The organism is Nocardioides dokdonensis FR1436 (assembly GCF_001653335.1).
GTDB lineage: Bacteria > Actinomycetota > Actinomycetes > Propionibacteriales > Nocardioidaceae > Nocardioides > Nocardioides dokdonensis.
The window spans coordinates 225,082-244,803 of the sequence record NZ_CP015079.1; the positions used below are offsets into that span (position 1 = coordinate 225,082).

At 71.8% G+C, this 19,722-nt stretch carries 23 protein-coding genes and 1 tRNA gene; 15 read left to right on the forward strand and 9 right to left on the reverse strand.

Translation table 11 applies throughout. From position 1 onward, the window contains the following. Positions 1–5: 5 nt before the first annotated feature. A complete protein-coding gene (locus I601_RS01030) occupies positions 6–803 on the reverse strand; it encodes an alpha/beta fold hydrolase (protein WP_068105290.1) in 798 nt (265 codons plus the stop codon). 26 nt (positions 804–829) lie between these two features. Here I601_RS01030 and I601_RS01035 point away from each other — a divergent pair, with 26 nt between their 5' ends. Then, complete coding sequence (locus tag I601_RS01035; protein ID WP_237089655.1) at positions 830–1,840, forward strand: helix-turn-helix domain-containing protein; 1,011 nt, start codon at positions 830–832, stop codon at positions 1,838–1,840. 133 nt (positions 1,841–1,973) lie between these two features. After that, entirely contained in the window at positions 1,974–2,411 is a 438-nt protein-coding gene (locus I601_RS01040; RefSeq protein WP_068105291.1) for an ANTAR domain-containing protein, read from the forward strand. A gap of 80 nt (positions 2,412–2,491) precedes the next feature. On the opposite strand, the gene I601_RS01045 is transcribed toward I601_RS01040, so the two are convergent. Together I601_RS01045 and I601_RS01050 are read right to left on the reverse strand one after the other, a co-directional pair. Then, positions 2,492–3,178, reverse strand: a complete 687-nt coding sequence (locus I601_RS01045; protein WP_068105292.1) for a GAF and ANTAR domain-containing protein — start codon at positions 3,176–3,178, stop codon at positions 2,492–2,494. A gap of 108 nt (positions 3,179–3,286) precedes the next feature. Continuing rightward, positions 3,287–3,901, reverse strand: a complete 615-nt coding sequence (locus tag I601_RS01050; protein WP_237089518.1) for a TetR/AcrR family transcriptional regulator C-terminal domain-containing protein — start codon at positions 3,899–3,901, stop codon at positions 3,287–3,289. A 160-nt stretch (positions 3,902–4,061) separates the two neighbouring features. Between I601_RS01050 and I601_RS01055 the strand changes: the two genes are divergently transcribed. Further along, positions 4,062–5,027 carry an NAD(P)-dependent alcohol dehydrogenase gene (locus tag I601_RS01055; protein ID WP_068105294.1) on the forward strand — a complete coding sequence of 322 codons (966 nt, stop codon included), beginning with the start codon at positions 4,062–4,064 and terminating at the stop codon, positions 5,025–5,027. A 181-nt stretch (positions 5,028–5,208) separates the two neighbouring features. Continuing rightward, positions 5,209–5,282, forward strand: a tRNA-Gly gene (locus I601_RS01060). Between the two features lie 24 nt (positions 5,283–5,306). Here the strand turns inward: I601_RS01060 and I601_RS01065 are convergent. Further along, complete coding sequence (locus I601_RS01065) at positions 5,307–5,843, reverse strand: RBBP9/YdeN family alpha/beta hydrolase (RefSeq protein ID WP_068105300.1); 537 nt, start codon at positions 5,841–5,843, stop codon at positions 5,307–5,309. A 100-nt stretch (positions 5,844–5,943) separates the two neighbouring features. On the opposite strand from I601_RS01065, the gene I601_RS01070 reads away from it, so the two are divergent. After that, the gene (locus I601_RS01070; RefSeq protein ID WP_068114118.1) at positions 5,944–6,336 is read left to right on the forward strand and encodes a YciI family protein; all 393 of its coding nucleotides are present in this window, start codon (positions 5,944–5,946) and stop codon (positions 6,334–6,336) included. On the opposite strand, the gene I601_RS01075 is transcribed toward I601_RS01070, so the two are convergent. From I601_RS01075 to lpdA, 3 genes are read right to left on the reverse strand one after another with little or no spacing between them, the layout of a single operon-like run. Then, entirely contained in the window at positions 6,305–6,592 is a 288-nt protein-coding gene (locus I601_RS01075; protein ID WP_068105311.1) for a DUF1905 domain-containing protein, read from the reverse strand. The genes I601_RS01070 and I601_RS01075 overlap by 32 nt on opposite strands. 22 nt (positions 6,593–6,614) lie before the next feature. Beyond that, on the reverse strand, positions 6,615–8,009 hold the full coding sequence (locus tag I601_RS01080) for an NAD(P)H-quinone dehydrogenase (RefSeq protein ID WP_068105315.1): 1,395 nt from the start codon (positions 8,007–8,009) through the stop codon (positions 6,615–6,617). 45 nt (positions 8,010–8,054) lie between these two features. Then, complete coding sequence (gene lpdA / locus I601_RS01085) at positions 8,055–9,458, reverse strand: dihydrolipoyl dehydrogenase (RefSeq protein WP_068105318.1); 1,404 nt, start codon at positions 9,456–9,458, stop codon at positions 8,055–8,057. Between the two features lie 45 nt (positions 9,459–9,503). Between lpdA and I601_RS01090 the strand changes: the two genes are divergently transcribed. The 3 genes from I601_RS01090 to I601_RS01100 are packed head-to-tail and all read left to right on the forward strand — an operon-like array spanning position 9,504 to position 11,439. After that, complete coding sequence (locus I601_RS01090) at positions 9,504–9,956, forward strand: gamma-glutamylcyclotransferase (protein WP_068105320.1); 453 nt, start codon at positions 9,504–9,506, stop codon at positions 9,954–9,956. Positions 9,957–9,988: 32 nt separating this feature from the next. After that, a complete protein-coding gene (locus tag I601_RS01095) occupies positions 9,989–10,804 on the forward strand; it encodes a purine-nucleoside phosphorylase (protein ID WP_068105323.1) in 816 nt (271 codons plus the stop codon). Further along, a complete protein-coding gene (locus I601_RS01100; RefSeq protein WP_068105325.1) occupies positions 10,804–11,439 on the forward strand; it encodes a TetR family transcriptional regulator in 636 nt (211 codons plus the stop codon). The genes I601_RS01095 and I601_RS01100 overlap by 1 nt, the downstream gene beginning before the upstream one ends. On the opposite strand, the gene I601_RS01105 is transcribed toward I601_RS01100, so the two are convergent. After that, positions 11,430–11,702: a hypothetical protein gene (locus I601_RS01105; RefSeq protein ID WP_068105327.1), complete on the reverse strand. Its 273-nt coding sequence runs from the start codon at positions 11,700–11,702 to the stop codon at positions 11,430–11,432. The two genes, I601_RS01100 and I601_RS01105, sit on opposite strands and share 10 nt — an antisense overlap. A 66-nt stretch (positions 11,703–11,768) precedes the next feature. Here I601_RS01105 and I601_RS01110 point away from each other — a divergent pair, with 66 nt between their 5' ends. Further along, the gene (locus tag I601_RS01110; protein ID WP_068105330.1) at positions 11,769–12,770 is read left to right on the forward strand and encodes an aldo/keto reductase; all 1,002 of its coding nucleotides are present in this window, start codon (positions 11,769–11,771) and stop codon (positions 12,768–12,770) included. Positions 12,771–12,825: 55 nt separating this feature from the next. Continuing rightward, the gene (locus I601_RS01115) at positions 12,826–14,496 is read left to right on the forward strand and encodes a phospho-sugar mutase (protein WP_068105332.1); all 1,671 of its coding nucleotides are present in this window, start codon (positions 12,826–12,828) and stop codon (positions 14,494–14,496) included. 12 nt (positions 14,497–14,508) lie between these two features. Here I601_RS01115 and I601_RS01120 read toward each other — a convergent pair whose 3' ends face one another. Then, positions 14,509–15,138 carry a hypothetical protein gene (locus I601_RS01120; protein ID WP_068105334.1) on the reverse strand — a complete coding sequence of 210 codons (630 nt, stop codon included), beginning with the start codon at positions 15,136–15,138 and terminating at the stop codon, positions 14,509–14,511. Between the two features lie 59 nt (positions 15,139–15,197). Here I601_RS01120 and deoC point away from each other — a divergent pair, with 59 nt between their 5' ends. The 5 genes from deoC to I601_RS01145 are packed head-to-tail and all read left to right on the forward strand — an operon-like array spanning position 15,198 to position 19,694. Beyond that, entirely contained in the window at positions 15,198–16,193 is a 996-nt protein-coding gene (gene deoC, locus I601_RS01125; RefSeq protein WP_068105336.1) for a deoxyribose-phosphate aldolase, read from the forward strand. 4 nt (positions 16,194–16,197) lie between these two features. Further along, positions 16,198–17,649, forward strand: coding sequence for an aldehyde dehydrogenase family protein (locus I601_RS01130; RefSeq protein ID WP_218917730.1), 1,452 nt, complete (start codon positions 16,198–16,200; stop codon positions 17,647–17,649). Continuing rightward, positions 17,646–18,518 carry an aldehyde dehydrogenase family protein gene (locus I601_RS01135; RefSeq protein ID WP_068105338.1) on the forward strand — a complete coding sequence of 291 codons (873 nt, stop codon included), beginning with the start codon at positions 17,646–17,648 and terminating at the stop codon, positions 18,516–18,518. The genes I601_RS01130 and I601_RS01135 overlap by 4 nt, the downstream gene beginning before the upstream one ends. Then, positions 18,515–19,132, forward strand: a complete 618-nt coding sequence (locus I601_RS01140) for an ATP-binding protein (RefSeq protein ID WP_237089519.1) — start codon at positions 18,515–18,517, stop codon at positions 19,130–19,132. The genes I601_RS01135 and I601_RS01140 overlap by 4 nt, the downstream gene beginning before the upstream one ends. After that, positions 19,125–19,694 carry a hypothetical protein gene (locus I601_RS01145; protein ID WP_068105341.1) on the forward strand — a complete coding sequence of 190 codons (570 nt, stop codon included), beginning with the start codon at positions 19,125–19,127 and terminating at the stop codon, positions 19,692–19,694. The genes I601_RS01140 and I601_RS01145 overlap by 8 nt, the downstream gene beginning before the upstream one ends. Positions 19,695–19,722 lie beyond the last annotated feature (28 nt).

Below are 19,722 nucleotides of genomic sequence, written 5' to 3' on the forward strand. Positions count from 1 at the left end.
GTCTCCTAGGCCGACTTGAAGAAGGTCAGCAGCAGGTCGGCCGCTTCCTGCGGCTTCTCCAGAGCCAGCGAGTGGCCGGCGTCGGCCACGGTCTCGTCGCGACCGCCCGTGGCCCGGGCGATGTTGGACCCGGAGATCGGTTGCGGGTAGGCGTGGTCCTGCTCGCCCGCGAGCGCCAGGATCGGGACGGAGCAGCCGGCCAGCTCCTCGACGATCCGGGTGCGGTGGATGACCTGGTGCGCGGCGTCCCCGATGGACGGGCCGAGCGCCAACATCTTCTCGCGCCAGTGCTCCACCACGGGTCCACCCACGGCCAGGCTGGCGTCGCCGAACATGATGTAGAGCAGCACGTCGATGACGGGTGCGCCCCCCTGCTCACCGAGCGTCTCGACGAGGGGCGCGAACTCCGCCAGCTTGTGCTCCTCCTCGCTGGAGGCGCCGAGCGCGGCGACCGTGCGTACGAGCTCCGGGTGCCTGGCCGCCAGGCGCAGGGTGATGAACCCGCCCATGGAGTTCCCGACCGCGTGAACCGGACCGATCTCGAGCGCCTCGATCAGCGCGGCCGCGTCCGCGGTGAGGTTGTCCATGGACAGCTCGTCGCGGTCCGCTGCCGGAGCGCTGGCGCCCTGGCCACGGTGGTCGTAGGCCACGGTGCGGTAGCCCGCCTCGTTCAACAGGGCCGTCAGGGGCTCGAACATCGAGTGGTCGAAGAACAGCGAGTGGCTGAGCAGCACGACCTCGCCGTCCCTCGGTCCCGCGTCCACATAGGCGAGCCGTGTCCCGTTGACTTCCACGTGCTCCATCACAGTTCCTCCGGTCGGTGGGGTGGGTGCTCCTAAGATGCGACCGTAGTCACACCCGCTCGGGCCGGTCTCACCGATTCGCGCCCAAGGAGGACGGATGCACGCACGGCCTCACCGGTGCTCGCCGTGACGGTGGACTACCTCCTCGGGGGACGGACACCGGCACCTTCTCGCCGACGGAGCGCGCCGCCGCCTGGCGCGACCACGTCACGGACAACCACGGCCGGCTCAGCCTCGACTTCGGCTCACCGACGGCCTTCAACGGAGGGACGCAGGTCCAGCGCTGCGGGGCGTTGCAGCTCGTCGACTTCTGGTCCGACGCGATCTGCTACCTCAGGCTCGAGAAGGACGTCGACCACGACGGCGACGACAGCCTCCGCGTGATCGTGCCGACCTCGGGCACCGTGCGCATCGTCGCCGCCGGCGTCCGCCACGACCTGTCCCCCGGCCTCGCCGGGGCGGTGTCGATGGAGCGCGGCTTCCGGCTGGAGCAGGACGCCCACGCCCACGCGCTCGTGCTGAGCCTGCCCCGCGCCTGGTGGCGTACCGAGCCGATCGACCGGCCTGCGGTCTGGGACCTTGCCCGCGGACCGGGTGCCGTCTTCGTCGCCATGCTCCGCCAGATCGCCGCGGAGCGAGCAGACCTCGACGCGGACTCCTTCCGGCGGGCCTGCGAAGCGGCAGCCCTCGTCCTGCCCCGTGGCGCGCAGGTCGACCTGACCGCGCAGGCCCTTGCCCTGATCCGGGAGCACTCGGACTCCCCTGACTTCGGGCCCGCCGAGCTCGCCTGCATGCTGGGCTGGTCGCTGCGGTCCCTGCAGAAGGCGATGCGCCTGGCCGGGCACGCCCCGGCCGAGATGATCCGCACGCAGCGACTCGAGCGCGCAGCCTCCCGGCTCGGTGACCCCGGCTGGCGGGCGAGCACCGTCGGTCACGTCGCGCACGCCTCGGGTTTCGGGTCCTTGACGGCGTTCAACACGGCCTTCAGGTCGCACCTGGGCTGCAGTCCCACCCAGTTCCGGGCCACCGTCGGGTAGCACCGCCAGGCGGGCTGTCGACCTGTGCGTAGACAGGGCCGAACTCGTGGCCTACGTTGGTTCTCGGTGGTTGGGATGTCAGCCCGCGGCACTTTCGGCTCGGCCGTGACGGCTCTCCTCGAGAGGTTCTTCCATGTCCACCTCCACCCGACGCCTCACCCCGGACGCGCGTCGCTCCGCGAACCGTCTGCTTGACGTGCTGCAGCGCGAGCGAGCTGCCGACGGGGCCGCAGGCACCGACCGATCGCTTCCCGCCTCGTGCGAGATCAATGCCAGCCCTGCGCTCATCGAGCAGGCCAAGGGCGCGTTGATGCTGTTCTACGGGATCGACTCCCACCAGGCGTTCGCGGTGCTGGTCGGCTGGGCGCGGATGTCTCGCACACCCGTACCCACCGTCGCCCACACGTTCCTGCGCGGGGTCTGCGAAGGCAATCCGCAGACCGCGGTCCGGCAACGGGCCTTGCTGCGCTGGCTCGAGGCGCAGCTCCGCGACGGCGATCCCGACCATGCCCGAGTCCCGAGCGCGCCTACCCGGTTGCGACCGGCTCATGAGACTCCGCGCTCCAGCTGAGTGCGGACGGGGGGAAATGCAGGGGCGCGCGACTCACGCAGCCACGCGTCCCTGCAGCCCCCCACCACGCGGCGGTTCCGTCACCTCGGCGTCTCACCCGTGCGCACCAGCTCCTCGGCTATGCGGTTGAGCTTCACGTTGCGCCCTTGCGAGACGCGGCGCAGCACTCCGAACGCCTGGTCTGCCGGCAGGTCGAAGCGTTCCATCAGGATGCCCTCGGCCCGACCTATCACCGTGCGACTGGCGATCGCCTCCTCGAGGTGCTCGGTGTTCTGCGAGGCAGCGAGCGCCACGCCGACGTGGGCGGCGAGCGCATGTCCGTTGTTGATGTCGTCGGCGTCGAACGCGTCGGACCCAGCCGAGTAGAGGTTCATGGCGCCGAGCGTGTCCCGGGTGGTGTACAGGCGATAGCTCACGATCGAGACGACGCCCACCTCCCTCGCGACCAAGGGCCCCCACGTGGGCCAGCGCTGGTCGTTGACCAGGTCGCCGCTGCGCACGATCTCGTGCATGTGGAGCGCGTCGAAACAGGGGCCTTCCTTGAGCACGAACTGGAGCTCGTCGATCCGGTTCAGCGTCTCGTTGCTCCCCACCGGGGTGTCGATCCTGTCCTTGTGGCACACGGAGATCCCGACCAGGTCGCACCCCTGGATCATCTCGGTGGCCACCAGCACGACCTTCTCGAGCGTCAGCTGCGTGTTCGCCCATCCCTGCATCGAGCGCGCAGCATCGGCCAGCTGGTCGGCGAAGCTCTCGAGAGGCTCCATGCTCTCGACTGTCCTCCTCCCGGCCGGTCCTGACCAGAGGAGTGGGTCGTGGACGGCGTTCGAGACCGGGACACGGATGACGCCGCCGTCGTGCCGGCGCGACGGATCTCACCCTGCGCGGAGCCTGGCCTCCAGCCCGTCGAGCACCAGCTCCAGCCCGACGTCGAACTCGTCACCGAAGGCGTAGCCGGGCTGGAGGGCGTGCTCGAGGGCGAACTCGCGGAAGTAGGGCAGCTGTCCCTCGGGGAGGGCATCGAGCATCTGCTCCCCCAGCGCGGCCAGGTCCTGCTCGCCGTCGAAGGGCAGGCTGAGCTCCTGGACCAGGAAGCCGTAGAGGTGAGCATCGAGGACGGCGAAGGCGTGCCCCGTCAGCGCGAGTGAGAAGCCGGCCTCGCGCAGGCAGCCGAGCACCGCGTCGTGGTGGCGCAGGGTCTCGAAGCCGGCGCTGCGGCGCGCCTCCATCATCCCCACCGCCCACGGGTGCTTCTTGAGCACCGTGCGCGCCGAGAGCGAGCGCCGACGCATCTCCTCGCGCCAGTCGCCACCGATCACGGGTGCGTGGAACTCCGCGAACACCGCGTCGACCATGCCGTCGAGCAGGTCCTCCTTGTGGGCCACGTGGTGGTAGAGCGACATCGCCTCCACTCCCAGCGACCTGCCGACCGAGCGCATCGAGAGCGCCGCCACGCCCTCGGCGTCGGCGAGGCCGACGGCTGCCGCCACGATCCCCGCCCGCGTCAACGCGCTCCGACCCGAGGATCTCGGCCTACCTGCCATGCGTGCCTCCCCTTCCCATCGACCTGTCCCCTCGACCCTTGACTTACCTTACGCCGTAAGCCTACCGTCGAAACGAGAAACTTACACCGTAAGAAACGGAGACCCGATGCATGCCCTGACCCAACGCCGCTACGGCGGCACCGAGACCCTCGTCCTCGACGACCTGCCGACCCCCTCCGCCGGGCCGCGGGAGGTGCTCGTCCGCGTCCGCGCCGCCGGCGTCGATCGCGGCACCTGGCACCTGATGACGGGGCAGCCCTACGCCACCCGGCTCGCCTTCGGGCTGCGCCGCCCCAAGCACCCCGTGCTGGGCCGCGACCTGGCCGGCGTCGTCGAACAGGTCGGCTCCGAGGTCACGACCGTGACCGTGGGTGAGGAGGTCATCGGCACCGCGAACGGCTCCTTCGCCGAGCTCGCCGTGGTCCCCGAGACGCGCCTGGCCCGCAAGCCCGCCGGACTCTCCTTCGCGGAGGCCGCCGTCCTCCCCGTCTCGGGCGGCACCGCGCTGCAGGCCCTCCGGCTGGCCCGTGTCGGGCCCGGCGACCGGGTGCTCGTCATCGGCGCCTCCGGCGGCGTCGGGTCGTACGCCGTCCAGGTCGCCGTCGCGCTGGGCGCCGAGGTCACCGGGGTCGCCAGCGGCGCCAAGGCGGACCTCGTCCGCTCGCTGGGTGCCACCCACGTCGTCGACCACACCCACGAGGAGATCGACCAGACCGACCGGCGCTACCACGTGATCATCGACCTCGCCGGCCTGCGTCCGCTCTCCCTGCTGCGCCGCTGCCTGGCCCCCGACGGCACCCTCGTGGTCGCCGGCGGGGAGGGCGGCGACCGCTGGCTCGGCGGCACCCACCGACAGCTCGGCGCCCTGGCCCTCTCCGCCTTCACCCGGCAGCGACTCACGGCTCTCCTGAGCAAGGAACGCGCGGCCGACTTCGCGGAGCTGTCCGCCATGGTCGAGCGGGGCACCCTGCGGCCCACCCTCGAGCGCACCTACTCCCTCGACGAGGCGCCCAAGGCGATCGAGCACCTGGCCGCCGGTCACGTGCGGGGCAAGGTGGCGGTGGTCCTGTGAGGACCTCGTCGCCCTGGGTCGGGTGCTCGACCCCGGGCGAGGTCGCACACCGTCGGGGTCGACGCAGGCGAAGGTCGTCCTGACGCTCCGCACACGGCCCGTACGCCGCCCCCTGGCGCGCCACCGTTGCAGCCGGTGGTCCATACTGGGTGCGTTGTCGACCTCGTCAGAGGCCGGCTCCGCGGACGTGGTGTAGTTGCAGCACGCTTCCCTTCCAGGGAAGGGGTCGAGGTTCAAATCCTCGCGTCCGCTCCACATTCCTGAGCACCCGCACCGCCGTCAGTCGATCAGCCTGTCGAGCAGCTCGAAGGACTCGTACGGCTGGTCGATGTCTCCGAAGTGGCCGTCGTCGCGGATGATCTGGGTGCCGCCGAGCCGTTCGAACATGGCGCGACCCTGCTGGTCGTCGCACCCGTACGGGTCTTCGCGCGAGTTGATGAAGTACAGGTCGCGGACACGGGCCCGGATCGCTGCCCAGTCGTAGGCCTCCTGCAGGACGGGTTCGTCCTCGGAGTTGGGCCGGGTGCAGTAGCCGGCGACCAGGACGGCCTGGTCCACCGGCGTGTCGATGTGCTCCAGGATCGCCAGCAGCAGCGCTGCCCCGCCCGAGTGTCCGACCAGGACCGTGTCCGCATCGAACGTGTGGGCGGCCAGGACCTTCGGCAGGAAGGTGGCGATGGGCTCGACGTTGAGCCCAGGGTAGTGCGGTGCCTCGACCGCGTACCCGCGCTCTGCCAGCCGTCGTCGCAGCCACGGGAGCCACACGACGTCCGGGTGCGCGGCTGTTCCGTGGAAGAGGATCGCCTTGCGGCCCACGAGATGTCCTTCCGTCGACAACGTCCTGGACGTTCTACCAGCAAGCGGTGACATGATCGACTGCTCACCTCTGCTGCCGACCTCTCGGGAAAGGGTCCCCATGCCTCAGTTCGCAGTCCTGATCTACAGCGACGACTCCGCTCACGAGCCCGACAGGACCGCTGACACCTCGGCGGAGATCGCCGTCTGCGACGAGCACGCGACCGAGCTCGCCTCGCAGGCCACCATGACCAGCGCCTGGGCCTTCACACCGCGGGCCATGGCCAAGTCCGTCCGGGGTGGCGCGGTGACGGACGGGCCCTTCGTCGACTCACGCCAGGTGGTGGCCGGCATCTACATCCTGGAGGCCCCCGACCTCGACTCCGCGCTCGCGACAGCGGCCACCAACCCGGTCGTCAGGCAGGGCGGCGGCCTCGAGGTCCGACCTGTCCACAGCGGCGGTCCGGTCGATGACGGGGCGGCTAGGGACGTACGACGTCCAACCCGAGGGTGAGCACGTCCCCCGCCTCGATGCCGGCCGCCCGGCGTACGGCGACCTTCAGCGGCACCAGGTAGTGACCGTCCTTGGGGAAGAGCGCGGTGCTGAACTCGGTGTCGCCGATGCGCACCAGCACCGGGACCTGGCCCCAGTACTCCACCCCCTGCGCCGCGACCTTGAGGTCCTCGGTCTCCTCGACCGAGACCTGCAGGAAGTAGAACGGCGCGGGACCGCGCCACTCGACGACGGGGCCCTCGAGCTCGAACTCCACGGCCCCGCCCCGTCCGTCCCGGTCAGAACCGGTGCAGCCGGCGCGCCGCCTCGGCGATGGAGCCGCTCAGGGACGGGTAGACGGTGAAGGTCTGGGCGAGCTGGTCGGCGGTGATCGACTCCGCGACAGCCAGGGCGACCGGGTGGATCAGCTCGCTGGCCCGGGGCCCGACGACCACACCGCCGACGACGATGCCGGTGCCGGGACGGCAGAAGAGCTTCACGAACCCGTCGCGCACGCCCTGCATCTTGGCCCGCGGGTTGCCCGACAGGGGCAGCATCAGCACCTCGGCCTGGATCTCGCCGTTGTCGACGGCCTGCTGCGACCAGCCGACGGTGGCGATCTCGGGCGCGGTGAAGACGTTGGAGGAGACCTTCTTCAGGTCCAGCGGGTGCACGGTGTCGCCGAGGAAGTGCCACATCGCGATCCGGCCCTGCATGGCGGCCACGGAAGCCAGCATCAGCACGCCGGTGCAGTCACCGGCGGCGTACACGCCCCGGGTCGTGGTGCGCGAGACGCGGTCGACGTAGACGAACCCGCCGTCCTTGAGCGCGACGCCGGACTCCTCGAGCCCGAGGTCGTCGGTCTTGGGCACCGAGCCGAGCGCGAGGATGCAGTGCGAGCCCTGGACCGTGCGGCCGTCGGTGAGGGTGACCGTGACGACGTCGCCGTCGCGGGTGACCGACTCCATGCGCGACTTGGAGAGCACCTTCATGCCGCGCCGCTCGGAGACCTCCTGCAGCACCAGCGAGGCGTCCGCGTCCTCGCCGGGCAGCACCCGGTCGCGCGAGGAGACCAGGGTGACCGGCACGCCGAGCGCGAGGTAGGCGCTGGCGAACTCGGCGCCGGTGACCCCGGAGCCGACGACGATCAGCTCGGTGGGCAGCTCCTCGAGGTCGTAGACCTGCTCCCACGTGAGGATCCGCTCGCCGTCGGGCTGGGCGCTGGGCAGCACGCGCGGCGCGGCGCCGGTCGCGATCAGCACGGCGTCGGCGTCGAGCGACTGCTCGGCACCGTCGGCGCCGGTCACCACGACCCGGTTCGGGCCGTCGAGGCGGCCGCGGCCGACGACGAGCTCGACGCCGTCTCGCTCCAGGCGTCGCCGGATGTCACCGGACTGGTCGCTGGCCAGCTGCTTGACGCGGCGGTTGACGCGGCCGAGGTCGACCTTGATCGCGGTGGCGGCGTCCCCCTTCGGGTCGTTGAAGGTGATGCCGAGCTCGGCGGCCTCGCCGACCTCGGTCATCAGCTCGCTGGTCGCGATGAGGGTCTTGCTCGGCACGCAGTCCGTGAGCACCGCGGACCCGCCGAGGCCGTCGGTGTCGACGATCGACACCTCCGCCCCGAGCTGAGCGGCCACGTGCGCCGCCTCATAGCCACCGGGGCCTCCCCCGATGATGACGACCTTGTCGCTCATGTGCGTTCCTTCCGTGCTGTGTGGACCGAGCCGGGTCGCGGCAGCTCAGAGGTTGATCATGTGGCCGGCGATGCCCTCGACGGCCTCCTTCATCGCCTCCGACAGGGTCGGGTGCGCGAAGACGTTGCGGGCCACCTCGTCGGCGGTCAGGTCCCACTTCTGGGCCAGGGTGAGCACCGGCAGCAGCTCGGTGACCTCGGGTCCGATCATGTGGGCGCCGACGATCTCGTGGTGCTCGGCGTCGGCGACGATCTTGACGAAGCCGACACCCTCACCCATGCCGCGCGCCTTGCCGTTGGCCGAGAACGGGAACTGCGCGACCTTGACGTCGTAGCCCTTCTCCTTCGCCTGCTCCTCGGTGTAGCCGAAGGAGGCGATCTGGGGCTGGCAGAACGTGGCCCGCGGGATCATGTCGAAGTCGATCTCGATCGTCTCCGCGCCGGCGATGGTCTCGGCGGCGATGACACCCATCGACTCGGCCGTGTGGGCCAGCATCAGCTTGCCGGTGACGTCACCGATCGCCCACACGCCGTCGACGTTGGTACGCCCGCGCGCATCGACCGCGATCGCGCCGCGCTCGGTGAGCTCGACGCCGGTCGCGTCGAGGCCGAAGCCCTCGATGCGGGGCGCGAAGCCGATCGCCTGGAGCACCTTGTCGGCCTCGAGGACCTGCTGCTCGCCGTCCTTGCTGACCGTGACCTTCACCTGGTCGCCGGAGTCGTCGATGCTCTCGACCTTGGTCTTGAGCAGCACGTCGACGCCGAGCTTCTTGTACTGCTTGAGCAGCTCCTTGGACACGTCCGGGTCCTCGGTGGGCACCATCCGGTCGAGGAATTCGACGATGGTCACCTTCACACCGAAGTTCACCATCACGTAGGCGAACTCGACGCCGATCGCACCGGAGCCGGCGATGATGATCGAGCCGGGCAGCTCGTCGGTGAGGATCTGCTCCTCGTAGGTCACCACGCGCTCGCTGAGCGAGGTGCCGGGCACCAGCCGGGTCTGCGCGCCGGTGGCGATGATGAGGTCGTCGCACGTGTGCGAGGTGACGTTGCCGTCGGCGTCCTTGACGTCGATGCCGTGCTTGCCGTCGGAGGTGCCGGTCAGGGTGCCCCAGCCGTCGACCTCGGTGATCTTGTTCTTCTTCATCAGGTAGTGCACGCCCTTGGCGCTGGCCTCGGCGACCTTGCGGCTGCGCGCGTGGGCCGGGCCGAACGACATCGTCGCGTCGCCCTCGATGCCGAAGGTCTTCTTCTCGTGGGTGATGAGGTGCGAGATCTCCGCATTGCGCAGCAGCGCCTTGGAGGGGATGCACCCGACGTTGAGGCAGACACCTCCCCAGTACTTCTCCTCCACGACCGCGACGGACTTGCCGAGCTGCGAGGCTCGGATCGCCGCGACGTAGCCACCGGGGCCGGCACCAAGAACGAGAACATCGAAGTGGGTCACTCCCCCACCCTAATGCCGGGACCAGACGGTCTAGCCTTCGGTGTCGTGACCCTCTACGCCGCCTACGCGACGAACCTCGACCCGGCCCGCATGGGTGAGCGCTGCCCGCACTCCCCGCTGCGCACCACCGGGTGGCTCGAAGGCTGGCGGCTGACCTTCGGCGGCGAGGAGCACGGGTGGGACGGTGCGCTGCCGACCCTGGTGCAGGACCAGTTCGACCAGGTGTTCGTCGCGCTCTACGACGTGACCCGCGAGGACGAGAAGCTCCTGGACACCCTGGAGTCCGCCGACGACGGTCTCTACCGCAAGACCAAGGTGCGGGTCTCGACGATGGGTGGCGAGGAGGTGGCCTGGACCTACGTCCTGGACGCCTACGAGGGCGGGCTGCCCTCGGCGCTGCACCTGGGGGTGCTCGCCGACGCCGCCGAGGCCGCCGACGCTCCCGCCGACTACGTCTCCGCGCTGCGGGCGCGGCCGTGCCGTTCCACCGGTCTCTGACGGGGAGCGCCTTTACGTCTAGGCTCGCCGACGTGACCCACAGCGACGCGACCACCGGCACGCCGTACGACCTCGCCCAGGAGGCTGCCCGCCGCCTCGCCGAGCTGACCGGGGTGGAGCGCCACGACGTCGCGCTGGTCCTCGGCTCCGGCTGGTTGCCGGCCGTCGACGCGCTGGGCGAGGCCACCGCCGAGATCGAGACCACCGACCTGCCCGGCTTCAACGCCGCGGCGGTCGTCGGCCACTCCGGCAAGATCCGCTCGATCCGCTCCGGGGACCGCAACCTGCTGGTCTTCCTCAGCCGCACGCACTTCTACGAGGGCAAGGGCGTCGAGGCGGTCGTGCACCCCGTGCGCACCGCGGCTGCTGCCGGGTGCTCCACGATCGTGCTGACCAACGGCTGCGGCGGTCTCAAGGAGACGTGGACGCCCGGGACGCCGGTCCTCATCAAGGACCACATCAACCTCACCGGGACCTCGCCCATCGTCGGCGCGAACTTCGTGGACCTCACCGACCTCTACTCCCCCCGGTTGCGGGCGCTGTGCAAGGAGGTCGACGACACCTTCGACGAGGGCGTCTACGTGCAGTTCCCCGGCCCGCACTACGAGACCCCCGCCGAGATCGGCATGGTGCGCGCCATCGGCGGGGACCTGGTCGGCATGTCGACCACGCTCGAGGCGATCGCGGCGCGCGAGGCCGGGATGGAGGTGCTCGGGATCAGCCTGGTGACCAACCTGGCCGCGGGCATCAGCGGGCAGCCCCTGGACCACCAGGAGGTCATCGAGGCCGGTCGGGCCGCGGCCGAGCGGATGGGCGCACTGCTCGGGCGCATCGTCCCGATGGTCTGATGAGTCCCGACAGCGGTGCCGAGACCCGTCGACTGCTCGTCGAGGCCGCAAGCCACGCCTTCGCCGAGCACGGCACGACCAACGCGTCCCTTCTCGACATCACCCGGCAGGCCGGGCAGCGCAACCGGGGCGCGGTGCACTACCACTTCGGTTCCCGCGACGGTCTCGTCGCAGCCGTGCTCGACCAGCACGCGACCTACCTCGGCGAGCGGGAGCGGGCCCTGCTGGGCCGGGCCCGGGAACGACCCGACGACCTGACCGCGGCCGTGGAGGCCATCGCCCGCCCGATGACCGAGCTCTCCGAGGCCAGCACCAGCGGTCGGCACTACGTCATGATCCTGGCCGAGCTCGTCGCCGACGAGCGCACCGAGATCAACCCCGATGTCCGGGGCGCCCTCGAGCGCACCGGTGGCTACGAGGTGTTCGACGAGATCCGCGCGCGGATGCCGGACATGCCCGAGGACCTGCTCGAGGAACGCATCCTGCTGATGACCGGCTTCCTGCTGCGCGCCATCAGCGACCGGGCGCGGGCCCTGGGCAAGTCAGAGCCGGGCCGCCCTCAGCTGCCCACCGAGCACTTCGTCGCCAACCTGCTGCGGATGGTCGTCGCGATGCTGAGCGCGCCTCAGGAGTAGCGGTGGCTCTTGGCGCTGTGGCCGTGCTCGCGGGTGCAGGTGCGCCCGCTCATGTTGCGGTGCCCGCACAGCGCCGGCTCCTGACCGGGAGTCCCTGACTCCTCGGCGGGCGGCGCCACCGGCGGCTTCCGCTTCGCAGCGGTCCTCGCGGCGGTGGTGGCCGCGGTCTTCGCGGGAGTCGTCTTGGCGGCCTGACCGGCCCGGGCGGCGGCCTGCTCGTAGCGGGCCTCGCGCATCGCTCGCAGCGCGTCCATCTTGCTCATCGTCGCTTCACACCCCGATCCTAGGCGGCGGCACCGACACCGGCCCACACGGTGCAGACTGGCCGCATGGACGACCTCGTGGGGACCCGCACGCTGGGCGGCTCGGCGCCCCTGACCGTCTCCGGCCTCGGCCTGGGGTGCATGGGGATGTCGGAGTTCTACGGCACCCCGGACGAGGAGCGCGGGATCGCGACCATCCGGCGCGCCCTCGACCTCGGGGTGACCTTCCTGGACACCGCCGACATGTACGGCCCCTTCACCAACGAGCGCCTGGTCGGCAGGGCCCTGGCCGGGCGTCGTGACGAGGTGCAGCTGGCGACGAAGTTCGGCAACCAGCGCCGCGCGGACGGCACCCGGATCCGCATCAACGGGCGGCCCGAGTACGTCGTCGCGGCCTGCGACTCCTCCCTCGAGCGGCTCGGCGTGGACCACCTGGACCTCTACTACCAGCACCGGGTCGACCCCGAGGTGCCGATCGAGGAGACGGTGGGCGCCATGGCAGGCCTGGTCGAGGCCGGCAAGGTCCGCCACCTCGGGCTCTCGGAGGCCTCGGCGAGCACCGTCCGCCGGGCCCACGCGGTCCACCCGATCACGGCACTGCAGACCGAGTACTCCCTGTTCACCCGCGACCTCGAGGACGAGATCCTTCCGACGCTGCGCGAGCTGGGGATCGGTCTGGTGCCCTACTCGCCGCTCGGGCGCGGGATCCTCACCGGCGCGCTGACGGCCGAGCACCAGCTGGAGGAGCAGGACTCGCGGCGCTCGGCGTACTTCCCCCGCCTCAACGGCGAGGGCCTGCGCGCCAACCTGGTGCTGGTGGAGCGGGTCACCGCACTCGCCCGGGAGCACGGCTGCTCGCCCGGCCAGCTGGCCCTGGCCTGGGTGCTGGCCCAGGGCGACGACGTCGTCCCCATCCCGGGCACCACCCGGGTGCGGCACCTCGAGGAGAACGTCGGCGCCACGGCGGTCGCGCTGAGCCGGGCCGACCTCGAGACGCTGGTGGCGGCCGTGCCGCGCGAGGCCGTGGTCGGCGACCGCTACGGCGACATGTCCACCATCCAATCCTGATCCGACCCGCAGCCCGGACCCCCCGGACCTGCCCGGTGCGGGTTAGCGTGCGCCTATGACGTCGTCCGCCGCACCGACCGACCTCCTCGACCGTGCCCGCGCCTGGGCCGACGCCGATCCGGACCCCGGCACCCGCGCGGAGCTCGAGGAGCTCCTGGTCGCCGTCGAGTCGGGTGACGAGGCCGCCCGCGCCGATCTGGCCGACCGCTTCGACGGCACCCTGGAGTTCGGCACCGCCGGGCTGCGCGGTGCGATGGGAGCGGGTCCGAACCGGATGAACCGCGTCGTCGTCACCCGCGCCGCGGCCGGCCTGGCGTCGTACCTCGTCGACCAGGCCGAGGGCGGGCACGCCGGTCGCGGCGCGGTCGTCATCGGCTACGACGCCCGCCACCTCTCCGAGCAGTTCGCCCAGGACAGCGCCGAGGTCATCAGCGGCGCCGGGCTCGACGTGTGGCTGCTCCCGCGCCCGCTGCCGACCCCGGTGCTGGCCTTTGCGATCCAGGAGCTCGGCTGCGTGGCCGGGGTGATGGTCACCGCGAGCCACAACCCGCCCCAGGACAACGGCTACAAGGTCTACCTCGGCGACGGCAGCCAGATCGTGCCCCCGGCCGACACGCAGATCGCCGAGCGGATCGCGGCGGTCGGCGAGCTGACCTCGGTCCCGCGCGCGAAGGGCGCCCGGGTGCTGGACGAGGAGGTCGTCGACTCCTACCTCGACACCGCTGCCGCACTGGCCGGCGACGGCCCGCGCGACCTCGACGTCGTCTACACCCCGCTGCACGGCGTCGGCGGCACCACGGTCGCCCAGGTCCTCGAGACCGCCGGCTTCGCCGCACCCCGCATGGTCGAGCAGCAGGAGCAGCCCGACCCCGAGTTCTCCACCGTGGCGTTCCCGAACCCCGAGGAGGAGGGGGCGATGGACCTCGCCCTCGAGCTCGCGGCCCGCACCGACGCCGACCTCGTGGTGGCCAACGACCCCGACGCCGACCGCTGCGCCGCGGCGGTGCCGACGCCCACCGGCTGGCGGATGCTGCGCGGCGACGAGGTCGGTGCGCTGCTGGGCTTGCACCTGGTGCGCCGCGGCGTCACCGGCACCCTCGCGACCAGCATCGTGTCGTCGAGCCTACTCGGCAAGATCGCCGCCGCAGCCGGTCTGCCGTACGTCGAGACGCTCACCGGCTTCAAGTGGATCGGCCGCGTGGAGGGGCTGTCCTTCGGCTACGAGGAGGCGTTGGGCTACTGCTGCGACCCCGAGCACGTCAAGGACAAGGACGGCGTCTCGGCCCTGCTGCTGCTGTGCGAGATGGCCGCCGAGGCCAAGGCCGCGGGTCGCAGCCTGCTCGACCTGCTCGACGACCTGGCCCAGGAGCACGGGCTGCACGCCACCGACCAGGTCAGCGTGCGCGTCGAGGACGTCTCCCTGATCAGCGACGCGATGCGGCGCCTGCGTGCGCAGCCGCCGACGGTGCTCGGCGGGCTCGCCGTCGAGGGTGTCGACGACCTGGCCGAGGGCTCCGCGGACCTCCCGCCGACCGAGGGCCTGCGCTACCGGCTCGCCGACGGCGCCCGGGTGGTGGTGCGCCCCAGCGGCACCGAGCCCAAGCTCAAGGCCTACCTCGAGGTCGTGGTGCCGGTGCGCGACGAGCCCGTCGAGGCTGCACGCATCGCGGCCGCGACGCGCCTCGACGCCCTCGCCGGCGACGTACGGGCCGCGCTCGGGCTGTAGCCGCCCCGGGGATCAGGCCAGGGCGAGGCTGAGCACCGCGACCAGCCCGGCCAGCACCACGACGCCGAGCTGCACGTACGCCGGCGCCCGGGAGACCCGGGCCGCGACCGCGGCCTGCTCGGGGCTGCCCTGCTTGACCCGGTGCCGGCTGCGGGCCTGCGCGCAGAGCGCACGCAAGCGGTCCTCGACGAAGTCGGCGTAGTTCATGCCCTCCTCGGCCACCAGGCCCTCGCCGGGCACCGGGGTCATCGCGAGCTCGCGGGTCGAGCGCGGCTTGCGCAGCGCCTGGCGGAAGCTGCGGCCCACCGCCGGGGAGACGTAGCGCTTGTCCGCGACGAGCACGGCGAGCACCTGGCGCACCACCACGGACTGCACCGCCGCCAACGGCAGCCGGACGGTCTCGAAGAGGTTCACCATCACCAGCTCGTCCTCGGTGACCCGCACGACGGGCTTGAGCATCGAGCCGTGCACGAGGGCCCCGACGAGCACGGCCACGGCCACGGTGGTGATCCCGAAGCCCGACCCCGGGTCGACCACCCCGATGACGACCACGGCGGCGCTCACCACGACTCCCACCACGCCGAGGAAGCGACCGCTGGTCGGCCTGAACACCTCGACGTACTCCTCACGGCCGTGGGGCATGCGTGGTGCTCCTGTCGTCGGGTTGTGACCGGGTCGGCGGCCAACCCTATGCTGGTCCAATGCCCACCACGCCCACGACCGAGGCCCCTGCCGCCACCGCGGCCGCTGGCCCCGCGCCCGGCGGGGACCTCTCGGACGTCACCCGCTCCGACGCTTCCCTGCGCCGCTTCCTGCACGGCCTGCCCGGGGTCGACCAGGTCGGCGCCGAGGCGCGCGCCGCCTCGCTCGGCACCCGGTCGATCAAGACCACCGCCAAGGAGCAGGCGATCGACCTGGCCATCCGGATGGTCGACCTGACCACGCTCGAGGGCCAGGACACCCCCGGCAAGGTCCGCGCCCTGGCCAGCAAGGCGATGCGCCCCGACCCCGCCGACCCGACCTGCCCGGCCGCCGCCGCGGTCTGCGTGTACGGCGACCTCGTCGGCGTGGCCAAGGAGACGCTCGGCAGCAGCGGCGTCAGGGTGGCCGCCGTGGCCACCGCGTTCCCCAGCGGCCGCGCCTCCCGCGCGGTCAAGCTCGCCGACACCCGCGACGCGGTCGCGGCCGGCGCCGACGAGATCGACATGGTCATCGACCGTGGCGCGTTCCTGTCGGGGCGCTACCTCGAGGTCTACGAGGAGATCGTGGCGGTCAAGGAGGCGTGCGGCCCCGCGCACCTCAAGGTCATCTTCGAGACCGGTGAGCTGCAGACCTACGACAACGTGCGACGCGCCTCGTGGCTGGCGATGATGGCCGGCGGTCACTTCATCAAGACCTCCACCGGCAAGACGCAGCCTGCCGCGACCCTGCCGGTCACCATGATCATGCTCGAGGCGGTGCGCGACTACCGCGAGGCCACCGGGCAGATGGTGGGCGTCAAGCCCGCCGGCGGCATCCGCACCACCAAGGACGCGATCAAGTACCTCGTGACCGTCAACGAGGTCGCCGGCCCCGACTGGCTCGACCCCGACTGGTTCCGCTTCGGAGCCTCCACGCTGCTCAACGACCTGCTGATGCAGCGCACCAAGATGCGCACCGGCCGGTACTCCGGCCCCGACTACTTCACCCTGGACTGATCGCATGAGCATCTTCGAGTACGCCCCCGCCCCCGAGTCCCGCGCGATCGTCGACATCAAGGCCTCCTGCGGCCTCTTCGTCAACGGCGAGTTCGTCGACGGCCACGGCACGCCCTTCAAGACCGTCAACCCGGCCACCGAGGAGGTCCTCGCCGAGGTCGCGGAGGCGAACGACGCCGACGTCGACGCCGCGGTGAAGGCCGCCCGCAGGGCCTACGACAAGGTCTGGGGCCCGATGCCCGGCCGCGAGCGCGCCAAGTACCTCTACCGGATCGCACGCATCCTGCAGGAGCGCGCCCGCGAGATCTCCGTGCTGGAGACCATCGACAACGGCAAGCCGATCAAGGAGTCCCGCGACGTCGACGTCCCGACCGCGGCTGCCTTCTTCTTCTACTACGCCGGCTGGGCCGACAAGCTCGAGCACTCCGGCTACGGCAGCACCCCGCTGGGTGTCGCCGGCCAGGTGATCCCCTGGAACTTCCCGTTGCTGATGCTGGCCTGGAAGATCGCCCCGGCGCTGGCCTGCGGCAACACCGTGGTCCTCAAGCCGGCCGAGACCACCCCGCTCACCGCCCTGCTCTTCGCCGAGATCTGCCAGCAGGCCGACCTGCCCCCGGGCGTGGTCAACATCATCACCGGCGCCGGCGCGACCGGCGAGACCCTCGTGGGCCACCCGGACGTCGACAAGGTCGCCTTCACCGGCTCCACCGGCGTCGGCAAGGCCATCGCCCGCACGGTGGCCGGCAGCTCCAAGAAGGTCACCCTCGAGCTCGGGGGCAAGGCCGCCAACATCGTCTTCGACGACGCGCCGATCGACCAGGCCATCGAGGGCATCGTCAACGGCATCTTCTTCAACCAGGGCCACGTCTGCTGCGCGGGCTCGCGCCTGCTGGTCCAGGAGTCGATCGCCGACGAGGTGCTCACCCGGCTCAAGCGCCGGATGTCGACGCTGCGCCTGGGCGACCCGCTGGACAAGAACACCGACGTGGGCGCCATCAACTCCGCTGCCCAGCTGGCCCGCATCCACGAGCTGTCCGACATCGGCGAGGCCGAGGTCGGCACCGGGGACGGCGCCGGGCGCTGGTCGCCCGAGTGCGAGCTGCCCAGCACCGGCTTCTGGTTCCCGCCCACGATCTTCACCGGGGTCTCCCAGGCACACCGGATCGCGCGCGAGGAGATCTTCGGCCCCGTGCTGTCGGTGCTGACCTTCCGCACGCCCAGTGAGGCGGTCGAGAAGGCCAACAACACGCCGTACGGGCTCTCGGCGGGGGTCTGGACCGACAAGGGGTCGCGGATCCTCGACATCGCCGGGCGCCTGCGCGCCGGCGTCGTGTGGGCCAACACGTTCAACAAGTTCGACCCGACGAGCCCCTTCGGTGGCTACAAGGAGTCGGGCTACGGCCGCGAGGGCGGGCGCCACGGCCTCGCCGCCTACCTGAAGGGAGCCGACGCGTGAGCACCCGCATCGACGTCCGCAAGACCTACAAGCTCTTCATCGGCGGCGCCTTCCCGCGCTCGGAGTCGGGCTACTCCTACGTCGTCAACGACAGCAAGGGGGCCTTCGTGGCCAACGCCGCCCTGGCCTCGCGCAAGGACGCCCGGGACGCCGTCGGCGCGGCCCGCAAGGCGCAGTCCGGCTGGGCCGGACGCACCGCCTACAACCGTGCGCAGATCCTCTACCGCGTCGCCGAGGTCATGGAGGACCGCCGCCCCCAGTTCGTGCAGGCCGTCCAGCAGTCCGAGGGGCTCTCGGGCAGCAAGGCCGAGCGCGTCGTCGACGAGGCCGTCGACCGCTGGGTCTGGTACGCCGGCTGGGCCGACAAGCTCACCCAGGTCGTCGGCAACGCGAACCCGGTGGCCGGGCCCTTCTTCAACCTCTCGACCCCGGAGCCGACCGGGGTCGTGGCGGTGCTCGCCCCTGAGCGCTCCTCGCTGCTCGGCCTGGTCTCGGTGCTGGCGCCCGTCATCGTCAGCGGCAACACCGCCGTCGTGGTCTCGTCCTACTCGCGCCCGCTGCCGGCGGTGAACCTCGCCGAGGTGCTCGCCACCAGCGACGTGCCCGGCGGCGTCGTCAACATCCTCACCGGCAAGGCCGCCACCGTCGCGCCCTGGCTGGCGGCCCACATGGACGTCAACGCCATCGACCTGGGCGGGGTCGCCGGCGACCCGGTCCTGGCCACCGAGCTCGAGGTGGCCGCGGCCGACAACCTCAAGCGCGTGCGCCGGGCGCCCGCCGCCGAGCCCGACTGGAGCGCCGCCCCCGGCCTCGAGCCGATGACCGCCTTCCTGGAGACCAAGACGGTCTGGCACCCGATGGGCGTGTGAGCGCCCTGCAGGCGCGGGTCGTCGTGCTGGCCGGGCCCTCGGGGTCCGGCAAGTCCCGCCTCGCCGAACGGCTCGGGCTGCCGGTGCTGCGGCTCGACGACTTCTACAAGGACGGCGACGACCCGTCACTGCCGCGCATCACCGAGGGCCTCAACACCGGCCTCGTCGACTGGGACCACCCGGACTCGTGGCTGCCGCAGGACGCGCTCAGCACCATGCGCGCGCTGTGCGACCACGGTCGGGCCGACGTGCCGGTCTACGACATCTCGCAGAGCTCGCGCACCGGCTGGCAGAGCCTCGACCTGGGCGGCTCGCCGCTCTTCGTGGCGGAGGGCATCTTCGCCCCGGACGTCGTGGACCCGGCACGGACCGCGGGCCTGCTCGCCGCGGCGTACTGCATCCGGCGCAGCACGCTGCGCACGTTCTGGCTGCGCCTGACCCGCGACCTGCGCGAGCACCGCAAGCCGCCGCTGGTGCTGGTGCGCCGCGGGCTGGCCCTGGCCCGACGCCAGCGCGCCGTCGTCGCCGACGCCGTCGCCAAGGGGTGCGCGCCGCGGACCCCCGACCAGGCGGTCGCCGAGGTGGGCGGGATCGCCGCCCGGGCGCGTGCCTGAGCGGCCCTGGCTGGGCTGGCCGCACCGCCAGCCCGACCAGCGCTCCTGCGGCGCCGCCTGCCTCGTGCTGGCCACGATGCGCACCGACCCGTCGTACGACGCCCGGTTGCGCGGCGACCCCGGGCTCTGGCCCGCGGAGGTGCAGCGCACGCACCGCGAGGTGACCCGGCTGCGCGACGCCGGCCGGTTCGCCCTGCCGTGGCCGCGCCTGCTGGGCACTCCCCCGTGGGCGGTGGCGCGGCGGCTCGGTCACCGGCCGGGCGGGCGCTGGCGCACCCGGCCGCTGCGGGTCGGTCGGCGCCCCTTCGCCTTCGACGCGCTGCTGGTGCTGGCCCGCCACGACGTGCCGCTGCCCGTCTACGTCGGCTCAGTCCTGCTGCCGCGGCACGTGGTACTGGTGGTGGGCATCACCGGAGCGTCCGAGGACGAGCTGCTGGTCTGGGACCCGGCCCGCGGCGGCACGCTCACCGTGACCCGAGCGGCGTTCGATGCCGGCCGGCTGCCCTTCGGGCGCTGGCGCACCCCGTGGTTCGTGGTCCTGCCCGCCGGCCTCGCCGGCTGAGCACCCCCGCCCCACCGGTGAGTCGGAG

Excerpts from the sequence above, each read along its gene's own strand:
- I601_RS01115 (WP_068105332.1), top strand. The coding sequence starts at position 12,826 with ATGACGTCGTCCGCCGCACCGACCGACCTCCTCGACCGTGCCCGCGCC.
- I601_RS01030 (WP_068105290.1), bottom strand. The coding sequence starts at position 803 with ATGGAGCACGTGGAAGTCAACGGGACACGGCTCGCCTATGTGGACGCG.
- I601_RS01045 (WP_068105292.1), bottom strand. The coding sequence starts at position 3,178 with ATGGAGCCTCTCGAGAGCTTCGCCGACCAGCTGGCCGATGCTGCGCGC.
- I601_RS01070 (WP_068114118.1), top strand. The coding sequence starts at position 5,944 with ATGCCTCAGTTCGCAGTCCTGATCTACAGCGACGACTCCGCTCACGAG.
- I601_RS01055 (WP_068105294.1), top strand. The coding sequence starts at position 4,062 with ATGCATGCCCTGACCCAACGCCGCTACGGCGGCACCGAGACCCTCGTC.
- deoC (WP_068105336.1), top strand. The coding sequence starts at position 15,198 with ATGCCCACCACGCCCACGACCGAGGCCCCTGCCGCCACCGCGGCCGCT.
- I601_RS01040 (WP_068105291.1), top strand. The coding sequence starts at position 1,974 with ATGTCCACCTCCACCCGACGCCTCACCCCGGACGCGCGTCGCTCCGCG.
- I601_RS01080 (WP_068105315.1), bottom strand. The coding sequence starts at position 8,009 with ATGAGCGACAAGGTCGTCATCATCGGGGGAGGCCCCGGTGGCTATGAG.
- I601_RS01120 (WP_068105334.1), bottom strand. The coding sequence starts at position 15,138 with ATGCCCCACGGCCGTGAGGAGTACGTCGAGGTGTTCAGGCCGACCAGC.
- I601_RS01105 (WP_068105327.1), bottom strand. The coding sequence starts at position 11,702 with ATGAGCAAGATGGACGCGCTGCGAGCGATGCGCGAGGCCCGCTACGAG.
- I601_RS01110 (WP_068105330.1), top strand. The coding sequence starts at position 11,769 with ATGGACGACCTCGTGGGGACCCGCACGCTGGGCGGCTCGGCGCCCCTG.
- I601_RS01100 (WP_068105325.1), top strand. The coding sequence starts at position 10,804 with ATGAGTCCCGACAGCGGTGCCGAGACCCGTCGACTGCTCGTCGAGGCC.
- I601_RS01130 (WP_218917730.1), top strand. The coding sequence starts at position 16,198 with ATGAGCATCTTCGAGTACGCCCCCGCCCCCGAGTCCCGCGCGATCGTC.